This is a genomic window from Mycobacterium sp. (assembly GCF_002863225.1).
In the GTDB taxonomy this organism is placed as follows: domain Bacteria; phylum Actinomycetota; class Actinomycetes; order Mycobacteriales; family Mycobacteriaceae; genus Mycobacterium.
In genome coordinates, this window is sequence record NZ_PKEK01000094.1 from 1 (window position 1) to 26,036 (window position 26,036).

Below are 26,036 nucleotides of genomic sequence, written 5' to 3' on the forward strand. Positions count from 1 at the left end.
GACCAGTCCGACCTCCGCTTCGGACTCCGCGTCGGACGCGTCCACCGCGAGACGGGCGCGCGCGGCGAGCTTGACTTGGCCGCCGCCGCCGCCACCCTTGCGGGCCTGGTGCGCCTCGTAGGCGCGCACCGACGCCTGCACGGTCCGCGTCTTGCGGTCGTCATCGAAGGCGGCGGGCAGCGACTTCTTGGCCCCCGCCTCGGTGAGCTTGCCCGTCGACACGAGCAGCCCGATGCACTGCTCATCGCGTCCGCCGGGGTGGACCTTGCCGCATGAGTCGCACTCGGGCAGCGCGGGCCGGCTGCCCGTGGTCGTGCGGTTGCCCGCGGTGGTGCGCGCCTTCGATCAGACCGGTGCCTTGTCGCCCACCGGGGCCTGCCACGCGTTCGACGCCAGTGCCGACGGGTTCATCCGGGGCGAGGGTGCGGGCATGGTCGTGCTCAAACGTCTGAGTGATGCTGTGCGAGACGGCGATCGGGTGCTGGCCGTCGTGCGCGGCACGGCGGTCAACCAGGACGGCCGATCCAACGGTCTGCTGGCGCCCAACCCCGCCGCCCAGATGGCGGTGCTGCGGACGGCCTACGCCAACGCCGGCCTGCAACCGCAGGAGGTCGACTATGTCGAGGCGCACGGCACCGGAACTCCGCTCGGTGACCCGATCGAGGCCCGCGCGCTCGGCACGGTGCTCGGCCGCGGCCGCGCCGAGGACGCGCCGCTGCTGATCGGCACGGTCAAGACCAACATCGGCCACCTCGAAGGTGCCGCCGGGATCGCGGGCCTGATCAAGACCGTGCTCGCGGTGAATTCCGGCACCATTCCGCGGAACCTGCACTTCGACACCCCCAACCCGCACATTCCGTTCGACCAGCTGCGACTCAAAGTCGTTGCCGAGCAACAGCAATGGCCGGAGACGGGCCGGCCTCGCCGGGCCGGCGTTTCGTCGTTCGGGTTCGGTGGGACCAACGCGCACGCGGTGATCGAGCAAGCGCCGGCCGCCCTGCCGGTGATCCGCGAGGCCGACCCGGCGGTGACCACCCTGCTGCTGTCCGGCAAGTCGCCGGAACGCATTGCCTCCCAAGCCGCGTCGCTGGCGGCGTGGCTGCAGGGCGAGGGTGCCGACGTGCGGCTGGCCGACGTCGCGCACACGCTGAGCTACCACCGCGAGCGGCACGCCCAGTTCGCCACCGTGTGTGTCCGCGACCGCGAGCAGGCGGTTGCGCATCTGCAAGCGCTGGCCGACGGCCGGACCGCCGAGGGTCTGGTGGGTCCGCACAACGGGCCATGCAGCCCCGGAACGGTTTTCGTGTTCTCCGGCCAGGGTTCACACTGGGCCGGCATGGGCCGGCAGTTGCTGGCCGACGAGCCGGTGTTCGCCGAGGCGATCGCCGAGCTGGATCCGATTTTCGTTGAGCAGGTTGGCTTTTCGCTGCAGAAGATCATCGCCGACGGCGACGCGATCAGTGGTGACGCGCAGGTACAGCCGGTGCTGATGGGCCTGCAGCTGGCGCTGACCGAGCTGTGGCGTTCCTACGGAGTGCACCCGGACGCGGTGATCGGCCACTCGATGGGCGAGGTCACCGCGGCGGTCGTGGCCGGTGCGCTGAGCGTCGTCGACGGCCTGCGGGTGATCGCGATCCGGTCGAAGCTGATGTCCAAGCTCGCCGGTCAGGGTGCGGTGGCGCTGCTCAAGCTCGACCCCGAGGCAACCGAGGAACTGCTCGGTGAATACGCCGAAGTCAGTGTGGCGGGCTACATTTCACCACGCGAGACGGTGGTCGCCGGACCGGTCGACCAGGTCGACGCGGTGATCGCGGCGGTGAGCGCGCAGAACAAGTTCGCCCGCCGGGTCAACATGGAGGTGGCGTCACACACCGCGTTCATGGAGCCGATCCTGGGCGAATTACGGACGGCGCTTGCGGATCTCAGCCCGGAAATCCCGACCATCCCGTTCTATTCGACGGTGCTGGAGGGCTTCCAGTCGCCGATGCTGGACGCCGACTACTGGGTGGCCAACGTGCGCCAGCCCGCGCTGCTCAGCCAGGCCGTGGCCGCAGCGGCCGAAGAACACGGCACCTTCATCGAGGTCAGCGCGCACCCGATCCTGATGAACGCGGTCGGCGACACGCTCGATCCCGCCAACCACCACCACAGCGTCGGAACGCTGTGGCGCGACGGCGACGACGCGGTCCGGTTCCACACCAACTTGAACACCGTTCACACCAGCCATCCGCCACAGACCCCGCACCCGGTCGAGCCGCACCCGGTGCTGCCGACCACGCCGTGGCATCACAACCGGTTCTGGCTCAACCCGCGTTCGATCAAACCGTTCAGAAGCGTTGCCGGCGTTGCCGATTCCGGCGGTGCCGTCCCGCACTCCGACGGCCCGATCCCGTCGGAGTGGTACCTCGAGCTGGCCTGGCCGGCCCGCCCGGTGCCGGCGAAGTCGGCCGACGCCGACGCCTCGTGGCTGGTCATCACCGACTCCGGTCTGGGCGACGAGATCGGCCGCGTTCTCGACGACGAGTTCGCCGCGACCGTGGAGCCGACGGCACTGCTGGCCGAAGGTGCCGACCCGTCGTCGATCACCGACGCCCTCGCCGGGGTGACCCACGTGCTGTATGCGCCACCCGTCACCGGCGGCCAGTTCGATTTCGAAGACGGCTACCAGTTGTTCAACGCCGCCCGCCGGTTGACCGCCGCGATCGCCGAGATCGGGGTGCCGCCGAAGCTTTACCTGCTGACCCGCAACGCACAGCCGGTCAGCGACGGCGATCGCGCCATCGCGTCGCAGGCGGTGCTGTGGGGCCTGGGCCGCACGCTGGCGCTGGAGCACCCCGAGTTCTGGGGCCGCGTCATCGACCTCGACGAGTCGGTGCCCGATGGCCTGGCCGCGTCCTACGTGGTCGACGAGTCGCAGGCCGACGACGACGAAGACCAGGTGGTCTACCGGGCCGGTCTGCGCCGGGTTCCGCGGCTGCGGCAGGCGTACCCGCCGTCGACCCCGCCCGCTGAATTGTCCTCTGAGCGAAGCTATCTGGTGATCGGCGCGACCGGAAACATCGGCCCGCACCTGATCCAGCAACTGGCCGACTCCGGCGCCGGCACCGTGGTCGCGGTGTCGCGCAATCCCGGTTCCAAGCTCGACGAGCTGGCGGCCCGGTTGGCGCCGTCCGGCACCACGTTGGTGACCGCTGCCGCCGACGCGGCCGACGAGTCCGCATTGAGCGCGGTGTTCGACCGGTTCGGCGACGACCTGCCGCCGCTGGCCGGCATCTACGTCGCGGCGTTCGGCGGTGGGCCGATCACGCTGCTGGAAATGACCGAAGACGACGTGACGGCCATGTTCCGGCCGAAGCTCGACGTGGTCTCGCTGCTGCACCGGCTTTCGTTGCGGCACAACGTCGAGCAGTTCGTGCTGTTCTCGTCGATCTCCGGTCTGACCGGTTCGCGCTGGCTGGCGCACTACACCGCCACCACCACGTTCCTGGACACCTTTGCGCTGGCCCGCCGGGCCGCCGGACTGCCGGCCACCGCGATCAACTGGGGTTTGTGGAAGTCCTTGTCCGACGGCCAATCCGAGGAAGAGCGCCAGGTCACCTTGGCCTCGGGTCTGGAGCCGATGGCCGACGATGTCGCGATCCAGGCGCTGCCGTTGCTCACCGGGCCGGGCGCCGCGTCGCGTCCGACCGTCGTCGCCGCGGACTGGCCGTTGCTGGCCGTCGCGTACCGGACCCGGGCCGCGCTGCGCATCGTCGACGACCTTCTCGACACCGGCGCCGGTGCCGGCGAAGAGGGTGGGGCTGCCCGCAGCACCGAGTTCCGCGACACGTTGCGCGACGCCGACCCGGCACGTCGCCGCGGCATCCTGGTCGACCACGTCACCGCGCAGGTGGTCGCCGCGATGGGGCTGGCGTCGGCGCAGTTGCTCGACCCGACCGCGGGCTTCTTCCAGTCCGGCATGGATTCGCTGATGAGCGTGACACTGCAGCGGGCCCTCTCGGAGAGCCTCGGCGAGACGCTCCCCGCGTCGGTGGTGTTCGACTATCCGACCGTCGAGGCGTTGTCGGAATACCTGGCCACCCTCCTTCCCGAGGTGGCCGAGGCCGCCGAGGACGACAGCGCCGACGACTATGACGACTTCAGCGACGACGAACTGCTCAAAGAGCTTTCGGAAAGGCTCGGTTGATCGGGATGAACGCACCGCCAGATCGTCGGGCGATCATCACCGAGGCGCTCCGCAAGATCGATGACCTGACAGCCCGGCTGGAGATCGCCGAAACAGCCGACCTCGAACCGATTGCCGTGGTGGGCATGGCCTGCCGGCTGCCGGGCGGCGTCGACACCCCCGCCGACTACTGGCAGCTTCTCGAGCAGGGTCGCAACGGTGTGGTCCGGGTCCCCGAGGACCGCTGGGACGCCGACGCCTACTTCTCCGAAGACCACACCGTGCCGGGCACCATCTGCAACCGGGAGGGTGGCTTCATCACCTCCTGGCAGCCCGACCAGTTCGACGCCGAGTTCTTCGGCATCTCGCCGCGTGAAGCGGTCGCGATGGATCCGCAGCAGCGGTTGCTGCTCGAAGTCGCCTGGGAGGCACTGGAAAACGCCGGTGTCACACCGAGGACGGCCCGTAACAGTCAGACCGGTATCTATGTCGGCCTGACCACGTACGACTACGCGCTGATGGCGGCGGACGGTCCGGCGAACGAGATGGACCCCTACATTCCGTTCGGCAGTGCGTCGAACTTCGCCGCGGGCCGGCTGTCGTATTTCCTCGGCGCGCATGGGCCGGCCGTGGTGATCGACACCGCGTGCTCGTCGTCGCTGGTTGCGATCCACCTGGCCTGTCAGAGCCTGCGCCGCCGGGAGAGCGATCAAGCGCTGGCCGCCGGCACCAATCTGATCCTGACGCCGCACAACAGCTTTGCCTGTTCGCGGTGGGGGATGCTGGCCCCCGACGGTCAGTGCAAGACCTTCGACGCCGCGGCCAACGGATACGTGCGCAGCGAGGGCTGCGGGGTCGTGGTGCTCAAGCGTCTCAGTGACGCTGAGCGCGACGGTGACACCGTGCTGGCCTTGGTGCGCGGCTCGGCGGTCAACCAGGACGGCCCGAGCAGTGGGCAGACGGTGCCCAGCGGTCCCGCTCAGCAGGCGGTCATGCGTGCGGCCCTGGCATCGGCGCGGCTGCAGCCCTCGGACATCGACTACATCGAGGCGCACGGCACCGGCACCGCGCTGGGCGATCCGATCGAACTCGACGCGCTGAGTGCGGTTTTCGGCCAACGCGACGACTCGGCTCCGCTGGTACTCGGCTCGGTCAAGACCAACCTGGGCCACCTGGAGAACTCCGCCGGGATCGCCGGCTTCATCAAGACCGTGCTCAGCATGAACCACGGCTTCATCCCGCCGCACCTGCACTTCAGCGGCCTGACCCCGAACGCGGGCGCCGGCGCGTCGAAGTTCACCATCGCCGCCGACGGCATGCCCTGGCCCGAAGTCCACCGGCCGCGCCGCGCGGGCGTCTCGTCGTTCGGTGTCAGCGGCACCAACGCCCACGTGGTGGTCGAGCAGGCCCCGACGGTGGAAGCAGTTGCGGCGCAACCGGAGCCGGCGGTCAGCACGCTGGTGATCTCCGGCAAGACCCCGGCCCGCATCGCACCGATCGCCGAGATGCTGGCCGACTGGCTGTCGAGTGTGGGAGCCGACGCACCGCTCGCCGACGTCGCGCACACCGTGAACAACTACCGCGGCCGCTACCGCAGCTTCGCCGCCGTCGCGGCGCGCAGCCACGAACAGGCCATCGCCGGTCTGCGGGCGCTGGCCGCCGGTGAACCCGCGACCGGTGTGGTGGAACCGACCGAGAAGCCGCACGGCTCGGGGACGGTGTTCCTGTATTCGGGTCAGGGTTCGCAGTGGGCGGGCATGGGCAAGCAATTGTTGGCCGACGAGCCGGCGTTCGCCGCGGCGGTCGACGAGCTGGAGCCGGATTTCGTTGCGCAGGTCGGCTTTTCGCTGCGCGACACCTTGCTGTCCGGTGAACCGGTGGTCGGTATCGACCGGATCCAGCCGGTGCTGGTCGGTATGCAGTTGGCGTTGACGGCGTTGTGGCGTTCGTACGGTGTCGAGCCGGACGCGGTGATCGGTCACTCGATGGGCGAGGTCGCCGCGGCGGTGGTGTCGGGTGCGTTGAGCCCGGCCGACGGGCTGAAAGTCATTGCGACGCGGTCGAAGTTGATGTCGCGGCTGTCCGGCCAGGGCGCGATGGCGCTGGTCCAACTCGACGCGGACGAGGCGGAGAAGCTGGTCGGGCAGTACCCGGACGTGACGGTCGCGGTGTACGCCGCGCCGCAGCAGACGGTGATCGCTGGGCCGCCCGAGCAGATCGACGCCGCGATCGCCGCGGTCGACGCCCAAGGCCTGCTGGCCCGCAGTATCGAGGTCGACGTGGCCTCGCATCACCCGACCGTCGACCCGATCCTGGCCGAGCTCAAGGACGCGCTGGCCGACCTGAAGCCGCAACCCCCGCGAATCCCGTTGATCAGCACGGTCGGTGACGGCGCCGACGTACCGAGATTCGACGCCGAGTACTGGGTGGTCAACCTGCGCAACCCGGTGCGGTTCAGGCAGGCCGTCGCCCGCGCGGCCGACACTCACACCACGTTCGTCGAGATCAGCCCGCACCCGCTACTGACCCACGGTATCGGCGAGACGTTGGCCGCGGTGTCGTCGCGTGACCAGTTCGCGGTCACGGCGGCGATGAAGCGCGGCGACGACGAAACCCTGTCCGTCCACGAGCAACTCGCCACCATCGGGGTGACCGGTGTGCCGGGCGACGGCCGTCGCCGCGTCGAGATCCCGGCATCGCCGTGGCTGCACGCCAGCTACTGGCAGGAGAAGAAGCCCGCCGGCCGGACGCTGACCAACGTTCACCCGCTGCTGGGCGTCCACGTCGAACTGCCGTCCGGTGACGAGCACGTGTGGCAGACCGACATCGACGTCGCGACGCTGCCGTGGCTGGCCGACCACGCCGTGCACGGGCAGGCGGTCGTCTCGGCGGCCGGTTTCGCCGAGATGGCCCTGGCCGCAGCCGCTCAGGCGCTCGGCGACGGCGCCCAGGTCAGCTCGCTGACCATCGAACGACCGCTGGTGCTGGATGCCCAGACCCGCGTCACCACTCAGCTTTCGCTCGGCGGGTCGGTGAATCGCGTTGAGATCCAAGCACGTTCGGGCGCCGGCAAGTGGACGCGGCACGCCGTCGCCGACGTCGAGGTGGCCCAGTCGGTCGCACCGTCGCTGCAGACCACCGGACCGGGCAGCGAGATCACGCTGCCGGAGCACGTCTCAGACCACCCCGAGTACCGCATCCACCCGGTGCTGCTCGACGCGGCGCTGCAGCAACTGGCCGCCCTGGTCCCGACCGAGTCCGAAGACGCCTCCTACCAAGCTGTTTCGGTGGCCGCGTTGCGGGTGTTCGCCCCGATTCGCGGCCGGGCCCGCGCGCACGTGGAATTGGCCGACGACCGCGGCAGCATCGTGCTCACCGACGAGGCGGGCGCGGTGCTCGCCGAGCTGACCGGCGTCGAGCTGGCGCCGCTCGACCTGGCCAGCGTGCCGCTGCCGTTGGAGCAGAAGATCTTCGACGCCGCCTGGGTGCAGAGCCCGCCGGCGCAGGGCGGCGCCGTGCCCGACGGCACCTGGGTGGTGCTGGCCGAGAGCGGCCCCGACACGACCGCTCTCGCGGCGGAACTGACGGACACTCTCACCTCGTCGACCCGGCGCGCGGTCAGCGCCACGCTCGGCGACGAGTCGGCGGTAGCGGAAGTGTTCGCCAAGACCGCGGCCGACCCGAAGCCGGTCGGCATCGTCGTGCTGCTGGCCGACCGCCCGTTCGACGGCGATGACAGTGAAGCCACCGACGCCGCGCTGCAACGGGCCGAGAACCTGGTGGTGCACATCTCGGCCGCGGCGCACGCGGCCGTCGAGGCCTGGAAGAACGCCTCGCCGCGGCTGTGGCTGGTCACCCGGGGCGGTCTCGCGGTCCACGACGACGAGCCGGGCGACCCGGTGATCGGTGCGCTGAAGGGCCTCATCCGCAACTGGCGGTTCCCGGGCGAAGCGGCCCGCGTGCTGGCCGGCGAACCGGACCTCGGCGCCACCTTGCTCGACGTGGGCAGCACCGACGTCGTGACGGCGCTGACCAACGAACTCGCCGCCTCGACCGGCGACGACGTGGTGGCCCTGCGTGCAGACGGCCGGCACGTCGAACGGCTGGTGCGCGCCACCCTCGACGCCGGCCACGAAGCGGTCGTCCGCGCCGACGGCTCCTACATCGTCACCGGTGGTCTGGGCGGCCTCGGCACCGTCGTCACGCGCTGGCTCGTCGAACGCGGTGCGGGCCGCATCGTGCTCAGCGGACGCAGCGAACCCTCCGACGAACAGCGCGAGTACCTGAACAACCTGGGCACCGACGTCGTGTTCGTGGCCGGCGACATCGCCACCGCCGGCGTGGCGGAGCGGTTGGTGGCCGCGGCCCAGGAGACCGGGCACCCGCTGCGCGGACTGGTCCACGGGGCCGGCGTGACGGGTGACGGACTGGTCAGCGCGCTGACCCGGGAAGGTCTGGAGCGGGTCTGGGCGCCCAAGGTGGCCGGTGCGCTGCGGCTCAACGCGGCCACCGCCGACACCGAAATGGACTGGTGGGTCGGCTTCTCCTCGATGGCCACCATGCTGGGCCTACCCGGCCAGCTGGCCTACACCACCGGTAACGCCTGGATCGACGCGCTCGTGACGTGGCGACGCGCCTCCGGGCGACCCGCCACAGCGATCAACTGGGGACAGTGGTCGGCAGTCGGCATGAGCAGCAAGCTGACCTACAGCGTGCTCGACCCGATCACCCCGGACGAGGGCACCGAGGCGCTGCAGCGCCTGGTCGGCGGCCCGCTGAACCGGGTCGGCGTCGGACGGCTGCGCCTGGACCGTGCGGTCGCCGCGACCCCCGAGTTCCGCGAGCTCGACTACTTCGAGCGGATCGCCTCGGAATTCGAGGCGACGGTCGCGGTCGTCGAACACCAGGCCGTCGTCGAGGACGCCGCCGGCGCGGTGGCCGAGGCACCGGACTGGTCGACGCTGTCCGCCGAGGACCGCCTCACCGAGCTGCAGACCCGCTTGCAGGCCATCCTGGGCCGCGAACTGAGGATGTCGCCGTCGTCGATCAAGCTCGACGCGCCGTTCCCCGAGCTGGGTCTGGACTCGATGATGGCCATGACCGTCCTCAAGGAGACCAAGAAGCTGGTCGGACTGGACGTGTCGGCGAACATGTTGTTCAACCACCCGACCATCGCGTCGCTGGCCACCTACGTGGCCGGTCTGCTTGCACCGCCGGACGCGCCGGAGGAAGATACCGCCGAGCTGGCGGCCGACTCGGCGAGCAGCGTGTTGGATGAGCTGTTTGACAGCGTGGAGTCGGCTTCGGCCGGCAGTGAGAGCGGTCTTTTTTGATGGGAACCTTCCTCTGATGGCGACGATTTACGACAGGGTCTCGGCGATGCCCGGCGAAAAGCGGGACGCCCTGACGCAGCAGTTCGACAAGGCGTCGCGGATTGCCGCCGCCGAGCCGATTGCGGTCGTGGGGATGGGCTGCCGCTTTCCCGGTGACGCCAACGGGCCCGAGGGCTACTGGGACTTCCTGACCAAGGGCGGTGACGGGATCAGCGAGATCCCGGCCGATCGCTGGAACGCCGACGAGTTCTACGACCCCGACCAGTTCGCGCCCGGCCGGATGTCGTCCAAGTGGGGCGGTTTCCTGTCCGACGTCTCCGGTTTCGACGCCGACTACTTCGGCATCTCGCCGCGCGAGGCCGAAGCGATGGACCCCCAGCAGCGGTTGATGCTGGAAGTGGCCTACGAGGCGCTCGAGCACGCCGGCATCGCCACCGAGGATCTGTCCGGTGTCCGCGCCGCCGTGCTGATGGGCGTGTATTACGGGGAATACCAGACGATTTCGGCGGCCAACCCGGACGCCATCGACGCCTACTCCGCGACCGGCAACGCGCACGCCGTCGCCGTCGGGCGGATCGCCTATCTGCTGGGGTTGCGTGGGCCCGCCGTCGCCATCGACTCGGCCTGCTCGTCATCGCTGGTGACGATCCACCTGGCCTGCCAGAGCCTGCGGCTACGGGAGAGCGACCTGGCGCTGGCCGGCGGGGTCAGCCTGATCCTGCGCCCCGAGACCCAGATCGCGATGGCCAAGTGGGGCATGCTGTCCCCGAACGGTCGCTGCTACTCCTTCGATTCGCGCGCCGACGGCTTCGTCCGCGGTGAGGGCTGCGGTGTCGTGGTGCTCAAGCGCCTCACCGACGCGGTGCGTGACGGCGACCGGGTGCTGGCCGTGGTCCGAGGGTCGGCGGTCAACCAGGACGGCCGCTCCAACGGCCTGACTGCCCCGAACACCATTGCGCAACAAGACGTCATCAAAGCCGCGCTGCGCAGCGCCGACGTGACCGCCGGCTCGGTGAACTACATCGAGGCACACGGCACCGGCACCGGGCTGGGCGATCCGATCGAGTTCGAGGCGCTGGCCGATCAGTACGGCCGCGGCGAAGCCCAATGTGCGCTCGGCGCAGTCAAATCCAACTTCGGCCACCTCGAGGCCGCGGCGGGCATCGCCGGTTTCATCAAAGCCGCCCTGTCGGTGCAGCGGGCCCAGGTCCCGCCGAACCTGAACTTCGCGCAGTGGAACCCCGCGATCGACCACAAGTCGACGCGGCTCTTCGTGCCGACCGAGCCCACCCCGTGGCCGCTCGAGGAAGGCCCGCGCCGCGCGGCCATCTCGTCGTTCGGCATCGGCGGCACCAACGCCCACGTGGTGATCGAGCAAGGCCCGGAACCGGTTTCGGTCTCGGGTGGCGACGCCACGTCACCGGTCACCACGCTGACCGTCTCCGGCAAGAACGAGCAGCGGATCGCCTCGTGGGCGACCGCGCTGGCCGACTGGATGACCGGCCAGGGCGCCGAGGTGCCGCTGGCCGACATCGCGCACACGGTCAACCTGTACCGCAGCCGGCACAACAAGATCGCCACCGTCTCCGCGCGCGACCGCGCCGAGGTGGTGGCCGGGCTGCGAGCGCTGGCCGCGGGCCAGCCGACGCCGGGAGTCGTTGCACCGCATGATGTTCCGCGCGGCAAGGGCACCGTCTTCCTATATTCGGGCCAGGGCTCGCAGTGGGCGGGAATGGGCCGTCAGTTGCTGGCCGACGAGCCGGCGTTCGCCGCGGCGGTGAACGAGTTGGAACCGGATTTCGTTGCGCAGGTCGGTTTCTCGCTGCGCGACACCTTGCTGTCCGGTGAGCCGGTGGTCGGTATCGACCGGATTCAGCCGGTGCTGGTCGGCATGCAGTTGGCGCTGACCGCGCTGTGGCGTTCCTACGGTGTCGAGCCGGACGCGGTGATCGGTCACTCGATGGGTGAGGTGACCGCTGCGGTGGTCTCCGGCGCGTTGAGCCCGGCTGACGGACTGAAAGTCATTGCGACACGGTCGAAGCTGATGTCGCGGCTGTCCGGCCAGGGCGCGATGGCGCTGCTGGAACTGGGCGCCGCGGACGCCGAGAAGCTGGTCGGGCAGTACCCCGACATCACGGTCGCGGTGTACGCCGCGCCGCAGCAGACGGTGATCGCCGGCCCGCCCGACCAGGTCGATGCGGCCATCGCGGTCGTGGACGGACAGGGCAAACTCGCCCGTCGCGTCGAGGTGGATGTCGCGTCGCATCACCCGACCGTCGACCCGATCCTGGCCGAGCTCAAAGACGCACTGGCCGATCTGAAGCCGCAGACCCCGCGAATCCCGTTGATCAGCACGGTCGGCGAGGGCGGCGACGTGCCGACATTCGACGCCGAGTACTGGGTGGTGAACCTGCGCAACCCGGTCCGGTTCAGCCAGGCCGTCGCCGAAGCCGCCAAGAACCACTCCGCCTTCGTCGAAGTCAGCCCGCACCCGTTGCTCAGCCACGCCATCAACGGCACGCTGGAGTCGGCCAAGCCCCGTGGCGGAGCCCAGGTGTCGGGGACCCTGACCCGCGACAACCCTGAGACGCTGGTGTTCCACACCGCGCTGGCGACGGTCCGTCCACCGTCGGTCGCCGCGGCGCAGAACGCAAACGGCACAAAGAAACTCATCGACCTGCCGCCCACGCCGTGGCATCACGTCCGGTACTGGGCGGCGCCGACGGCGACCAACCGGCAGCCGGCCAGCGCCCACCCGCTACTCGGCACGCACGTCGAATTGCCGTCCGGTCGCGACCACGTCTTCACCGCCGACGTCGGGACCGACCTGGTGCCGTACATGCTCGACCACAAGGTGCACGGTCAGCCGGTCATGCCCGGTACCGGTTTCGGCGAGATCGCGTTGGCCGCGGCCAGTGCGGCGCTCGGCCTGCCCGCCACGTCGGTGTCCGTCGGCGTCGAGGTCGAGCAGATGTTGCCGCTCGGCGCCTCGACCCAACTCACCACTCAGCTCAGCCGTGGCGAGAAGGACGGCGACGAGATCCGCGTCGAGATCCACTCGCGGTCGGCCACCGGCGCCTGGGTTCGGCACGCCGTGGCGAAAGTCGAAGTGGGGCAATCGCAGTCACCGAGCGTGCCGGCCGCGTCCTCGGAGCCCGGCACGGTGCTCTCGCCCGCCGACCTGTACTCCGCGTTGCGTGCCACCGGTCTGCACCACGGACAGGCGTTCGCCGCGCTGACCCGCATCGTCCGGCGGCCCAACGGCGTCTCGGAGACCGAGATCGTGCTGCCCGACGAGGCGACCGGGCACCGGGGCTACCGCATCCACCCGGTGCTGCTCGACGCGGCGCTGCAGGGTCTGGCGGCCGCGCTGTCGAGCGAATCGTTGGCCGAAGCCGACGAGGCGACCTATCTTCCGGTGTCGTTCGAGAAGATCCGGGTGTTCGGCGAGGTCGGCCGTCGCGCCCGGTGCCGCGCCGAGCTGGTCAACGCCGGCGGTGACGGCGGCGCCGGGATCAACGGCCGCGTCCTGATCACCGACGAGTCGGGCACCCCCACCGCCGAGATCAGCGGCATCTACCTGCAGCGTGTCCAGCGCCGCAGTGTGCCGTTGCCGTTGGAGCAGAAGATCTTCGACACCGAGTGGGTCGAGACTCCGGTCGATGCCTCAGCGAGCGCGCCGGACGGCAGCTGGCTGGTGCTGACCGACGGCGCCGAGTCCGAAGCGGCCGCAAAGGAATTCACCGCCGCGTTCGCCGGCCCGACCCGTCGGGTGCTCAGCGCCGACCTGGGCCGGGAATCGGATGTGCTGGAAGCGTTCTCGCAAGTTGCCGGAGACGCCGATCTGCCACCGGTAGGCGTGGTGGTGTTCGCCGGCCGGCAGTCGTTCGACGGCTCGGAGTCCGGTGACGCGCCCGGCCGCGGGCGCGACCTGACGTGGGGTGTCGCCTCGACGGTGCGCACGATCCTCACCGGGTGGCACGGCAAACCGCCACGGCTGTGGGTGGTTTCCCGCGACGGACTGGCGGTCGGCGACGGCGAGTCCGGCGACCCGTCGATCAGCGCGCTGAGCGGTCTGATTCGCGTGCTGGCCTACGAGCACCCCGACTTCCGCGCCACGCTGGTGGACCTCGGCGGCGACAGCGTCTCCCAGGTCGCTTCGCTGCCTCGGGAGCTCGGGCTGACCGGCGATGACGTGATCGCGTGGCGGGGTGAAAAGCGTTACGCCAAGCGGCTTTCGCGCGCGACACTGGCCGCGGCCAAGACCGGCACGGCCGTTCGTTCCGACGGCTCCTACATCATCACCGGTGGTCTGCGTGGCCTCGGCCTGGCGATGGCGCGCTGGCTGGTCGACAGCGGCGCCGGCCGCGTCGTGCTCAACGGCCGATCCGAGCCGTCCGACGAGGCGCAGGCCGTGGTCGACGAATTGCAGCAACGCGCGCAGGTCGCCGTCGTTCTCGGGGATATCGCCGCACCGGGTGTCGCCGAGAAACTGGTCGACGCGGCCGAATCGACCGGCCTGGCGCTGCGCGGCGTGATGCACAGCGCCGTGGTGCTCGACGACCAGATCGTGGCCGGCCTCAGCCAGGACAGCCTGGAGCGGGTGTGGGCGCCGAAAGCCCATGGCGCACTGCGACTTCATGTCGCGACCGTCGGTAAGGAACTCGACTGGTGGCTCGGCTTCTCGTCGACGTCGTCGCTGCTGGGCGCGCCAGGCCAGGGTGCCTACGCCGCCGCCAGTGCCTGGCTGGACGGGCTGGTCGACTGGCGACGCGCATCAGGACTGCCCGCCACCACCATCAACTGGGGCCAGTGGTCCGACATCGGTGTGGCCCGGTCGCTGACCTTCAGTGCGCTGGACCCGATTTCGCCGGCCGAGGGTATCGAGGCGCTCGAAGCGATCCTGGCCGGCAACCCCACCAACATCGGGGTGGCCCGGCTGCGGCTGGATCGGGCGGCGGCCGCGTTCCCGGAGATCCAGCAGCTCGGCTTCTTCTCGAAGCTGGCCGAAGAACTGGACATCGACGACGAGGACGACGACTGGGCCGGCCCCGACGCGCTGCGCGAGCTGGATCCCGCCGAAGTGAACCGGGTCGTGATCGGGCGACTGGCCACCCGCATCCTCGCGATCATGGGTTATCCGAAGGGGAGCACCCTCGACGCCGACCAGCCGTTGACCGAACTGGGCATGGATTCGCTCATGGCGGTCCGCATCCGCAACACTGTTCGTGGCGACTTCGGTGTGGAACCGCCGGTGGCCCTGCTGTTGCAGGGGGCCTCGTTGACCGCATTGACCACCGACTTGATCCGCCAGCTGGGCCTCGAGACCGACGACAAGGCCGACAGTGGCGGTGGGGTTCGTGACCGAGCCAACAAACGCGCCGCAGCCCGGCAGCGAGCGGCGGCTCGGCGAAAGGTAGGAGATCGAGTGTGACCAGCAACAGCGAATTGCCGCCCAACGCAATCGCGGTGGTCGGCATGGCGGCCCGGCTGCCGGGCGCCAACACGCTGTCGGCATTCTGGGACAACCTGCGCCGTGGCGAGGAGTCGATCGTCACGCTGGGCGAAGACGATCTGCTGGCCGAGGGCATTCCCGAGAAGACGCTCTCGAACCACGCCTACGTGCGCCGCGCCGCCCTGATGGACGGCATCGACGAATTCGACGCCGACTTCTTCGGTTTCACCCCGCAGGCAGCGCGCTCGACGGACCCCCAGCACCGGCTGTTCCTGCAGACCGCGTTCCACGCGATCGAGGACGCGGGCTACGACCCGGCCGAGATCGAGGGCACGGTGGGTGTCTACGCGACCAGCACCACCAGCGGCTACCTGCTGCACAACATCATGTCCAACCGTGACCCAAATGTCGTCATGGGACAAGGCATCACGTTCGACATGGTCGAGCTGTCCATGCAGAACGACAAGGACTATCTGGCCACCAAGGTGGCCTACGCGCTGAATCTGCGCGGCCCCGCGCTGTCGGTGCAGACCGCCTGTTCGTCGGCGTTGGTCGCAGTGCACCTGGCCTGCCAGAGCATCCTCAACGGCGAGTGCGAGCTGGCGCTGGCCGGCGGTGCCTCACTGCGCATCCCGCATCACGTCGGGTACTGGTACGCCCCGGGATCGATGGTGTCGCCGACCGGTCACTGCCGCCCGTTCGACGCGCGTTCCGACGGCACCATTTTCGGCAGCGGTGTCGGCGTGGTGGTGCTCAAGGCGCTGCAGGACGCCGTCGACGACGGCGACCGGATCCACGCCGTGATCCGCGGTTCGGCGCTGAACAACGACGGCTCGACGAAGATGACCTACGCCGCCCCGACCGCGGCGGGTCAGGCCGATGTCATCGCCGAGGCGCACGCGATCGCCGAGGTCGACGCCTCGGAGATCAGCTACATCGAGACTCACGGCACCGGCACCCCGCTGGGCGACCCGATCGAAATCGAGGGTCTGCGTCAGGCTTTCGAGGTGTCCGAGGAAACCCGCTCCGGCCCGTGCTACGTCGGCTCGGTCAAGTCCAACATCGGTCACCTGGAGTCCGCCTCCGGGATCGCCAGCCTGATCAAGGCGATCCTGTGCCTCAAGCACCGGGCCATCCCCGCGACGCTGCACTACACCAGCCCGAACCCCGAATTGCACCTCGACCGTGGACCTTTCAAGGTTCGCAGCGAATACGGCCCGTGGGAATGGGACGGCGTGCTGCGCGCCGGGGTCAGCTCGTTCGGTGTCGGTGGCACCAACGCGCACCTGGTGCTCGAGGAAGCGCCCGCCGTGGCGGCGTCGGCTTCGTCGGCGGCCGCGTCGGGCCCGCAGGTATTGCTGATGTCGGCGCGGAGCCCCGAAGCGCTCGAGCAGTCACGCAAGTCGCTGGCCGCCGAAATCTCCGGATACGACGCGCTGAGCCTGGCCGACGTTGCCTACACCCTCGGCCGTCGCCGCAAAGAGAAGATCCGGATGGCCGCGGTCGTCAACGACGAGCAGCACGCCCGGACCGTGCTCGAGACGCCCGAGAACGACAACGTCTTCATCGGCGAATTCGCCGGCAACGCCGACACTTCCGACCAGGTGGTCTTCCTGTTCCCCGGTCAGGGCGCGCAGCACATCGGGATGGCGCGCGGGCTCTACGACCATGAACCGGTGTTCGCCGAGCACTTCGACCAGTGCGCCACCGGGTTCGGCGACGAACTCGGCATCGACCTGCGGGCCGAGATCTTCGAAGGCACCGCCCGCAACCTGGAGCGCACCGACCGCACTCAGCCCGCGCTGTTCACCGTCGAATACGCGCTGGCCAAGTTGGTCGAGAGTTACGGCGTCCAGCCCGCGGCGTTGGCCGGCCACAGCATCGGTGAATACGTCGCCGGAACCATCGCCGGGGTCTTCGACATCGAGACCGCCATCAAGGTGGTGTCGATGCGTGCCCGCCTGATGCACGCCGCACCGCGGGGCGTGATGGTCGCGGTGGCGCTGAGTCCGGAAGCCGTCGCCGAATATCTCAACGGTGACGTCGACATCGCCGCGATCAACGAGCCGGGTGGCTGCGTCGTCGCAGGTTCGGAGGACGGCATCCGTCAGTTCAGCGAACGCCTCACCGAGAAGGGCATCGTGGCGCGCCGGGTGCGCACCTCGCACGCGTTCCACTCGCGGCTGATGGACTCGATGATTCCCGAGTTCACCGGCTTCCTGTCCCGCCAGACGCTGAGCGAGCCGCGGATTCCGTTGCTGTCCAACGTGACCGGAACCTGGCTGGCCGCCAGTGAGGCAACCAACCCGTCGACGTGGGCCCGTCAGGTGCGCTCGACGGTGCGGTTCTCCGACGAGGTCGACGTGCTGCTCGCCGAACCGAACCGGATCCTGGTCGAGGTCGGGCCCGGTGGGACGTTGACGTCCTCGGCCGGCCGGCACCCCCGCTGGTCGAGCGGTCACCGAGCGGTCCGGTTGATGCGCCATCACGCGCAGAACCGGGACGACCGCGACGCGTTCCTGCTCGCGCTGGGGCAGCTCTGGTCGGCCGGCGTCGAGGTGGACTGGTCGCCGCTGCGGGGCGGACAGTCCGGAAAGCTGATCACGCTGCCTGGTTATCCCTTTGAGCGGCAACGGCATTGGATCGAGCACCGGACCAACGTGTGGACCGGCGATGCGGCAGCGACCAACGGCGCCGGCAGCGCGGCGGGTGCGGCCGACGCCGCCTCGGCCGCCAAGAGCGGCCAGTCGCCGATGGAGGCGGCGCTGCAGCGCATCTGGAGCCAGTGCCTGGGCCTGCCCACCGTCGAACGCAATGCGAACTTCTTCGAGCTGGGCGGCGATTCACTGGTCGCGATCAGCGTCGCGATGACAGCCTCCAACGAAGGCCTGGACCTCACGCCGCAGGATCTCTACGAAAACCAGACCGTCGCCGCACTGGCCAGGGCTTTGACTGCCCGTTACACCGCCGGTGGCCTGGCCCGGCAGTCTCCCGGTGAGGTGACGCATCCGCCGGTGCCGCCGAACATCTCGTACTTCCTCGAGCACGGCGTGCGTGAGCATGAGCAGTGGCGGGTTCCGCTGATCTTGCAGGTTCGCTCCGATGTGAAGGTCGAAGACATCTGCGCGGTGCTGACCGCGCTGCGCAACCATCACGAGGCGCTGCGTCTGCGACTGGTCGAGCGCGCGGGCACCTGGGAACAGGTGATCTGTGACTCCGGCGACTTCGACGATCTGGCTACCCGGTCGCTGCCAGAGGACATCAAGCCGGGCACGCCTCAGGAACGCGACGCACTGTTGTCGACTCTGATCGATGTTGTGCGTCAACAGGATCCGTCCAACCCGCTGATCGCGACGTATGTCAGCGGAGTCCCGGGTGGTTCGTCCTACCTCGCGATCAGCGTGCGAGCCATCGTGGCCGACAACGCGTCGCGCGACATCCTGTTGACCGACATCTTCACCGCGTTCGGTCAACAGCTGGCCGGTGAAGAGATTGCGCTGCAACCGGTTACGACGCCGTGGACCGAGTGGTCGCAGCGCTGCGCGGCGCTGGCCGTCCACCCGGCGGTCGTGGAGAGCCGCGAATACTGGCTCAACACGGCAACGGCGTCGACGCTGAAGGTGGCGAGCGAGCAGACCGCCGGGGGACCGGGCCTGCCGGATCTGGCCCGCAGCGCGTCGTCGCTGACGGTGGCGGAGACCACCGAGATCGACGATGCCCGCCGGCGGCTCCGGGTGCCGATCGACGAGATGCTGTTGGCCGCACTGGGTCGCACGATCGCCCACCAGTTCGGTGACGGGACCGTCGCCGTCGACATCAGCGGCGAGGGACGGTCGGTGCTCAAGCCCGACGTCGACCTGCGCCGCACCGTCGGCTGGTTCAACACCATCTATCCGATCGCGCTCACCTGCGCCAAGAACGACGGCGCCAAGCAACAACTCGACGACGTGCACGACACGCTGACCGCCGTCCCGCACTACGGAATCGGCTACGGGCTGCTGCGTTATCTGTACGCCCCGACGGCGCGCCAACTCGGCGTCGCGGGTCCGGCCGACATCTTCTTCTCCTACATCGGCACGATCCCCGATCTGCCGCCGCTGGGCGAGGACGTGGCGATCCGGTTCGACTCCGACACCGCATTGCCGGTGCGCGAAGCGATTCCGGGCCTGGGCCACGGTATCGAGTTGCGCGTCTTCCGTACCGCCGGTGTGCTGCACCTGGATTGGTGGTATGACATCCGCCGGATCGACGCGGCCACCGTGCAGTCGCTGGCCGGCGGATTCTCCCGAAACCTGCTGGAGTTGATCAGGGAAGCGCTCGAAGCGGACGAGGCGGACGCCGGCAGTGACGAGATGGAACTCGTTGACCTGTCGTAGACAAAGCTAGAAAGGCACACGTGTTCCCATCGTCGGTCATACGCAAGCTCGCGCTCAGCGAAGAGATGCTCGCCGAGACCCATAATTTCGTCGGTCTGTCCGCTCATCTCGAAGGTCCGATCGACGTCGACGCTCTGACCGACGCCTTCGACCTGCTGCTCGAGGCGCACCCGGTGCTCACCGCCCGGCTGGAACGGGGCGCCGACGGCCGGCACGAACTGGTCGCCGACGATCTGATGCACTCGGGACTCGAAGTGCTGGACGTGGATTCGTCGCGGATCGACAATCCGCCGCCGCATTTCGACCAGGGCGAGGCGCTGGTGCACCTGCGGCTGTTCATCCGTGACGGGCAGGCGCACCCCACGCTCTACGTGCACCACGCACTGGCCGACGGTCACCACATGTACGGCTTGATCGAGGAATTGCTGTCCTTCTACACCGATCTCGTCACCAACGGGAAGACCGGCCCGGTCACCGCGCAACCCGCGCCGGAGTCGATCGAGACCGTGCTGGCCGACCGTGGCATCCAGAAAGGGCCGCGCTCGGGCATCGAGCGGTTCATGCCGGCGCTGTTCGCCTACGACCTTCCGCCGTCCCGGCGGGGCGAGACCGGAGCCAAACCCGCCTCGCCCGTGCGTGTTCCGATGGTGTCCTGCCGCCTCAGCGAGGAGCAGACGCTCTCCATCGTCGACCTGTGCCGCGCTGAAAAGCTGGGGCTGCACTCGATGCTGTCCGCGGCGATCCTGATCGCGGAGTGGCAGGTGCGCGGACGGCTGAACATCCCGGTGCCGTTCATCTACACCGTCGACCTGCGCTACTTCCTGTCCCCGCCGGTGTCGGCGACAGGGTGCACCAACCCGGTCGGGCTGGGCACCTACCTCGCGGAGATCAACCAGAAGACCACGGTGGTCGAGCTCGCCCGCGAGATCGCGGCGACCTTCAAGGGCGACCTGGACACCGGCGTGATCCAGCAGTCCCGGCTGCACTTCAGCCCGCAGTACGTGGGTAACGCGCCGGGCATGCCCGACGTTGTGTTGTTGTCCGACAACGGTTTGGTGCCACCATTGCGCACACCGCCGGGTGTCGAGGTGACCGCCACCCACGGCGAACTCTATTTCCAGGTGAGCGCCGGCATCGAGATCTACTTCACCCAGATCTACGCCGAACAGCTCAACGTCGAGTACCACTCGCACGGCCCGGAGCCGGAGAAGTCGATCGAGGCGATCCGCGCGCTACTGGTCGAGGTCGCCAAGCAGCGCGCGAGTGTCAGCTGAGCGGTCCGTAGGCGTAGCGGTGGTATTGGAAGGTTCGGCGCAGCGGGGGCAGCGCACGGACCAACCGCCGCGCCAGCCGGAAGGCCCCCGATGTGCGATCGAACGTGCCGGCGTCGAAAAAGGTCACGCCGTCCACCAATCGGGCCCCGGACAGCCGGTCGAGAACATCGGACGGCTTGTTGACCGCCCAGTACAGCGTGGAGCCCGACTGTCGTTGCAGGCGATGGGTTTTCTGCGACCGGACGACCAGCTTGCTGTAGTAGTCGATGTCGATCTCGCCGGTCTTGAACCGGTCGATGACGTGCTGCAGCAGCTCCACACCGTCGTCCTCGGTCAGGTACATGCTGATGCCCTCGGCCAGCAGCAGTGTGGGCTTGTCGGCCGGGATCTGGTCCAGCCAGGACGGGTCGGTCGCCGGCGTGGCCACCAGATGGTAGTTCGGCCGACTCGGAAAAACCTTCTCGCGCAAGGCGATTACCGACGGAAAGTCGACGTCGTACCAGTCGACGCCGGGGCCGGGATCCAGCCGGAACACCCGGCTGTCCAGACCGCAGCCGACGTGGATGACGGTGGCCTCGGGATGGGCGGCCAGGAACTCGGCGGCCCACACGTCGAATTGCGCGGTGCGCACCGTCACCAGAGGTGTCCAGCGGTTGGCGACCTTGAGTGTGTCCCAGTCGTAGTCGATTCGGGCCACAGCCGCCTTGGCGAAGTCGTCGCCCAGGATCGGCCGGTCCCAATCGGCGTCCAGTGCCTTGCAGTACAGCGTGGTCAGCATCGTCTGCGAAGGGCCGCTGAGGTCGATTGAAACTTTGTCGCTCACGGGGGTCAACCCTAATGGTGATCGCAAGCGCTGCGGAGCAGGGCGCAGCGGGTCACCACGGTGACTACTGTTCAGGATGTCGATGATGGAGGAACTATGACGGATACGACCGGACGCCCGCCGCGGGTCTTGCTGCTGTACTACTCCTATACCGGGCAGGCGCACAAAGTCCTCGACGCCGCGGGTGAGGTCTTCCGCAGCCGTGGCTGCGAGGTGAGTGAAGCCGAGATCAAGTTCACCGACCCGAAGTACTCGCCGAAGTTCTCCCGCTTCCCGATGCGCCGGGTGTGGCCGGACATGCTCAGCGTGATCGGCGCCCAGAAGCGCAACGAGACCGGGGCGATCGAAACCCCCGACACCGTGCGCGACGGCGAGTACGACCTGATCCTGATCGGATCGCCGACCTGGTGGGACAACGTCAGCATGCCGCTGCGCTCCTTCTTGAAGTCCGACGAGGCACGCAAGCTGTTGTCGGGCAAGCCTTTTGCCGTGTTTGTGGTGTGCCGGACGTTCTGGCAGGCGAATCTCGAGGGGGTACGTGAGCTTGCCGAGCAACAGGGCGGCCGCTACGTCGACGAGATCCACTTCACCTATCCCGGCGACAATGTCCGGTCGATGCTGGCGCTGACCAGCTACCTCGGCACCGGGGAGTACCGCAGGAAATCCATGGGCCTCACGCTCCCGCCGACCAACGTCCAGCCCGAACAACTGGAGCAAACCCGGGTCTTCGCCGGCCGCTTGGCGGACCGGTTGTTGGCCAAGAGCTCGGCACTGCCGGGCCAGGAACCCGTCTAGGACTCACCATGCCGCGTCCGTTCGATGTCTCGGTCTCTTCGCCCGTCAGCGTTGACGAGGTCTACACCGCGTTCAGCACCGAGGATTACTGGCTGGCCCGACTCGGGAACATGAGTGGCGGCACCACGCTGGAATCCCTTGTCGTCGACGACGACCGGACCGTGCGGGTGACCACCACCCAGGACTTGGGCCGCGATCTGCTGCCCGGCATCGTGTCGAAGTTCTACCGCCGGGACATCAGCGTCCGGCACAGCGAGACCTGGACGCCGACGGGGGACGAGCTGCGCGGCCAGATCACGGTCGAGGTCAACGGGGCGCCGGGAGCCGGCTCGGCGGACGCATCGGTCACGCCCACCGCAGACGGTTCGCTGCTCACGCTCAAGGGGTCGGTGGAGTTCAAAGTCCCGCTTGTGGGTGGAACCGTGGAGAGCTTCATCGCGCGCGAGTTCGCGCAGGGGATCCCCGACGTCCAGGACTTCACCGCCCGCTGGGTGAGCGAGCACGCCTGAGCTCATGAGCGATACGCCGAGTCCCTACGCCGACGCCTTTCGGGTGGCGCCCTCCACTTCCGAGGCTCTCGACGGCCTGAACATGCCGCTGCAGGAGGCGATGCTGACTCAGCGGGCGGTGCGACGGGTGCACGCCGAGCCGGTCGACGACGCGGTGGTGCTGAAGTGCATCGAGTTGGCGTTGCGCGCGCCTACCGGCGCGAACGGCCAGAACTGGGAGTTCATCGTCGTCAAGGACCGCCGGTTGATCAAAAAACTGGCCGGGCGGTATCGGAAGGGCTGGAAGTTCTCCTACGGCGGACTGTTGAGCAGCGCCGGCGACGACGACCCGTCGCTGGCCAAGGTCATCCGCGCGGCGCAGTGGCAGGTCGACCACTTCACCGAGATTCCCGTGTTGGTGGTCGCCTGCCTGCGGCTGACGGTCCGTGAAGGCCGAGCCCCGTATTCGTTGATGCCGCACGCGGCGGTGTCGGGTTACTGGGGTTCGATCTATCCCAGCGTCCAGAACCTGCTGCTGGCAGCCCGGTCGATGGGTCTCGGCGCGTCCCTGATCACTCTTCCGCTGTGGGGGGTGACACGAGCCCGCAAGATTTTGGGTCTGCCGCGCTCGGTGACACCGTGTTGCGTGGTGGCGCTCGGGTGGCCGCGGGGCCGGTACGGGCCGACGACCCGGGTTCCGGTCGAGCAGGTCGCCCATCTGGATACCTACGGCAACCGGGCCTGGCTGAACAGATAACTGCGTCGAAATTGTGCCGCAGGCGGCCTCACATTCAACACAGTTGTAAATATGAAATCGAAATGAAACACCTGCGGGCTGGGACAGCTGAGCGTTTCTGAGTTTAACGTCAGCACCTGTTCAGCTAATTCGATTTTCTAGGGGGGTTCGCGTGATGCAGGTTGCTGCGCGTCCATTTGCCGTGGCAGCCGCCGCGCTGGCGGCTACCAGTCTGGTCGCCGTAACGCCGTCGGCGACCAAGGTCGCGACAGAGACCGCGCAGCGCGTGGTCCGTAGTTACGAGACCAATCTGGTCGACTCGTCGATCTTCAACATTCCGTTCAACCTGTTCCAGGAGATTTTCAACATCCCGAGCAGCGAGCTCGGGTCGGTGCAGTACCTGTCGGAGTCGCTGTTCAACAGCGGTCCGTGGTTCGTGGTCAGCCCGACCAACCTGTGGGGGGTTGACCCAGGCGACCCGAGCAAATTCATCGGATTGACCAGCATGCTGGTTCCGTTCCAGGGCCTGAACGGCATCAACGCCGGGATGACCGACTTCAACGCCGGCCTGGGCCAGCAATATTGGGGGCTGATCGCTGCCACGCTGCCGACCAGCAGTGGTTGTGACGCGGAGAGCTGCCTCCCGGTCTCGCCGACCAGCCCGGTCACCGGCATCGGTGGCATCGACTACTTCATCCGCCTCAACGACATCCTGACCGGCAAGCAGGAGTTTCCGCTGTTCGACAACTGGTTCAAGGTCGGTTTCGACGACATTTTGCCGTCGGAGTCAGGCGGGCCCAGCGACTTCGTCTTCCCCGATACGGGTACGACGGCTCCCAGCGGTGAGGTCTTTACAATTTTCCCCAACCTGCCGGGTACCACGATTGACCCAGTAACCGGCGAATACGTCTACCCCTGGGCGGGCGACAACTACACGTTGCAGCCGTGGGTGCCGTTCCAGAACTGGATCGAAGGCCTGATGGAGGACCCGGACTACACCGGCAGCGGCTTCGAATTCCCGTCGTTCGAGGAGATCGGCCGGACGTTCCAGTCGTTCCTGGCCTCGACGGCGATGTTCACCCCGTTCACGCCGGGCAGCCCGTTCTGCCCCGGTGATTGCTCGTTCATCGTCGACAACAAGCTCGACTATCCCGATTTAGTTCGCTACGTCGATCAAGCCTGGGACGGGAACGAGACCATCCAGACCTGGCTCGACGCCTACGACGGCGGCGTGGCCAACGTGCCCACTGACGAGCAGATCCAGAACTCGATCGCCATCCTGCAGCAGGGATTCTGGAGCTTCGACAACCCGCTTCCTGAGGATCCCGACTTCAATCCACCCGACGGGCTCCAAGGCCCGGATTACACCCAGACCATTGCCGATTTCCGGGAGTTCTGGGAGTCGCTGGGCTTCGACCCCAGCAACAACCCGGCTCCCGGCGACTTCGAGGGCCAGTTGGCTCCATTGCTGGCCGCATTCAGTCCGGAGCAGTTGACGGAGAACTTCGAGAATCTCGCCTACGCCTTCAGCGCAGAGGGACTGACGGAGAGCTACCAGAACCTGATCGAGGCATTTAGCCCGGATGCGCTGGCAGATTTGTGGGCGCCGCTGCTCGACGCCTTCAATCCGGCTGAGATCGCCGGCGACGCGGGCGCGGTTGCCGCGACGACTGACTGGACGGCTCTGCTGGCCGGCATCGGTCTGTAACAACTTCACTGCATAAGTCAGCCCCCGAGTCACGACTCGGGGGCTGACTTATGTCACCAGTAATGGTCAGAAGCTGCAGAGCCATTCATTGCACAAATCAACGGCACGCCATTCAACGCATTTACAAAGGCGAATTCAGACGATAAGTCCAATTAATCGGACACAAGCTCCAACCATTCCTCGGAATTGCCTCAAATGTGAGCTGAGTCACGAGGGTAACGGTTTGTGATTGGTATGAACTTAGAAAACCTTAGGGTAAGTTCAGCGGGCGCCAATCAACACACAACCATTGGGAAAGGGGGGCGCAGTGCAGGCTGTAAAGCGTCCATATGTCATGGCAGCTGCCGCGCTCGCGGCCACAAGCTTGTTCTCCGTCACCCCGATGGCGTCCCAGATCACTCGAGAGACTGCGGACCGTGTCGTCCACAGCTTCGAGACCAACCTGGTCGACTCCTCGATCTTCAACATCCCGTTCAACCTGTTCCAGGAGATCGTGAACATCCCGAGCAGCGAGCTGGATGCGGTGAACTACGCGTCGCAGTCGCTGTTCAACAGCGGTCCATGGTTCGTGGTGAGCGCCACCAACCTGTGGGGTGTAGATCAGGGCGACCCGAGCCACTTCATGACGGTGATGAACTTCCTGGTCCCGTTCGAGGGGCTGAGCGGCATCAATGCGCCGGAAACCGACTTCGACGGCGGTCTGGGTCAGCAGCTGTGGGGCCTGGTGGCCACCACCTTGCCCACCAACGGGGCCTGCGACGCGATGGACTGCCTGCCGGTGTCGCCCACCAGCCCGATCACCGGTATCGGCGGTGTGGACTGGTTCCTGCACCTGAACGACATCCTCGACGGCAAGCAGCCGTTCCCGCTGCTGGACAACTGG

Annotated in this window: 11 protein-coding genes and 1 pseudogene; 10 read left to right on the top strand and 2 right to left on the bottom strand. The window is 68.0% G+C overall.

Annotated elements, in window-relative coordinates; genetic code table 11:
• On the bottom strand, positions 1-222 hold a 222-nt coding region (locus tag CYU59_RS25950; protein ID WP_293004159.1), incomplete at its 3' end, for a hypothetical protein.
• A gap of 43 nt (positions 223-265) precedes the next feature.
• Here CYU59_RS25950 and CYU59_RS25955 point away from each other — a divergent pair.
• Genes CYU59_RS25955 through CYU59_RS25975 form a run of 5 tightly spaced genes read left to right on the top strand, consistent with a single transcriptional unit; the run spans position 266 to position 20,603 of the window.
• A complete protein-coding gene (locus tag CYU59_RS25955; protein ID WP_293004160.1) occupies positions 266-4,186 on the top strand; it encodes a type I polyketide synthase in 3,921 nt (1,306 codons plus the stop codon).
• A gap of 5 nt (positions 4,187-4,191) precedes the next feature.
• Positions 4,192-9,498: a type I polyketide synthase gene (locus CYU59_RS25960; protein WP_293004161.1), complete on the top strand. Its 5,307-nt coding sequence runs from the start codon at positions 4,192-4,194 to the stop codon at positions 9,496-9,498.
• 16 nt (positions 9,499-9,514) lie between these two features.
• Positions 9,515-14,932, top strand: coding sequence for a type I polyketide synthase (locus tag CYU59_RS25965; protein WP_293004162.1), 5,418 nt, complete (start codon positions 9,515-9,517; stop codon positions 14,930-14,932).
• On the top strand, positions 14,929-19,329 hold the full coding sequence (locus tag CYU59_RS25970) for a type I polyketide synthase (RefSeq protein WP_293004163.1): 4,401 nt from the start codon (positions 14,929-14,931) through the stop codon (positions 19,327-19,329). The genes CYU59_RS25965 and CYU59_RS25970 overlap by 4 nt, the downstream gene beginning before the upstream one ends.
• Before the next feature lie 20 nt (positions 19,330-19,349).
• Positions 19,350-20,603: an acyltransferase gene (locus CYU59_RS25975; RefSeq protein ID WP_293004164.1), complete on the top strand. Its 1,254-nt coding sequence runs from the start codon at positions 19,350-19,352 to the stop codon at positions 20,601-20,603.
• On the opposite strand, the gene CYU59_RS25980 is transcribed toward CYU59_RS25975, so the two are convergent.
• Positions 20,596-21,426 carry a class I SAM-dependent methyltransferase gene (locus CYU59_RS25980; protein ID WP_293004165.1) on the bottom strand — a complete coding sequence of 277 codons (831 nt, stop codon included), beginning with the start codon at positions 21,424-21,426 and terminating at the stop codon, positions 20,596-20,598. The genes CYU59_RS25975 and CYU59_RS25980 overlap by 8 nt on opposite strands.
• Before the next feature lie 96 nt (positions 21,427-21,522).
• On the opposite strand from CYU59_RS25980, the gene CYU59_RS25985 reads away from it, so the two are divergent.
• The 5 genes and pseudogenes from CYU59_RS25985 to CYU59_RS26005 all read left to right on the top strand — a co-directional run.
• Entirely contained in the window at positions 21,523-22,221 is a 699-nt protein-coding gene (locus tag CYU59_RS25985; protein WP_293004166.1) for a flavodoxin family protein, read from the top strand.
• Between the two features lie 8 nt (positions 22,222-22,229).
• Complete coding sequence (locus CYU59_RS25990) at positions 22,230-22,730, top strand: DUF2505 domain-containing protein (protein ID WP_293004167.1); 501 nt, start codon at positions 22,230-22,232, stop codon at positions 22,728-22,730.
• Between the two features lie 4 nt (positions 22,731-22,734).
• A complete protein-coding gene (locus CYU59_RS25995; RefSeq protein WP_293004168.1) occupies positions 22,735-23,466 on the top strand; it encodes a nitroreductase family protein in 732 nt (243 codons plus the stop codon).
• Between the two features lie 154 nt (positions 23,467-23,620).
• Positions 23,621-25,153 carry a hypothetical protein gene (locus tag CYU59_RS26000; protein ID WP_293004169.1) on the top strand — a complete coding sequence of 511 codons (1,533 nt, stop codon included), beginning with the start codon at positions 23,621-23,623 and terminating at the stop codon, positions 25,151-25,153.
• 334 nt (positions 25,154-25,487) lie between these two features.
• Positions 25,488-26,036: pseudogene (locus tag CYU59_RS26005) on the top strand (hypothetical protein); the annotation flags it as partial.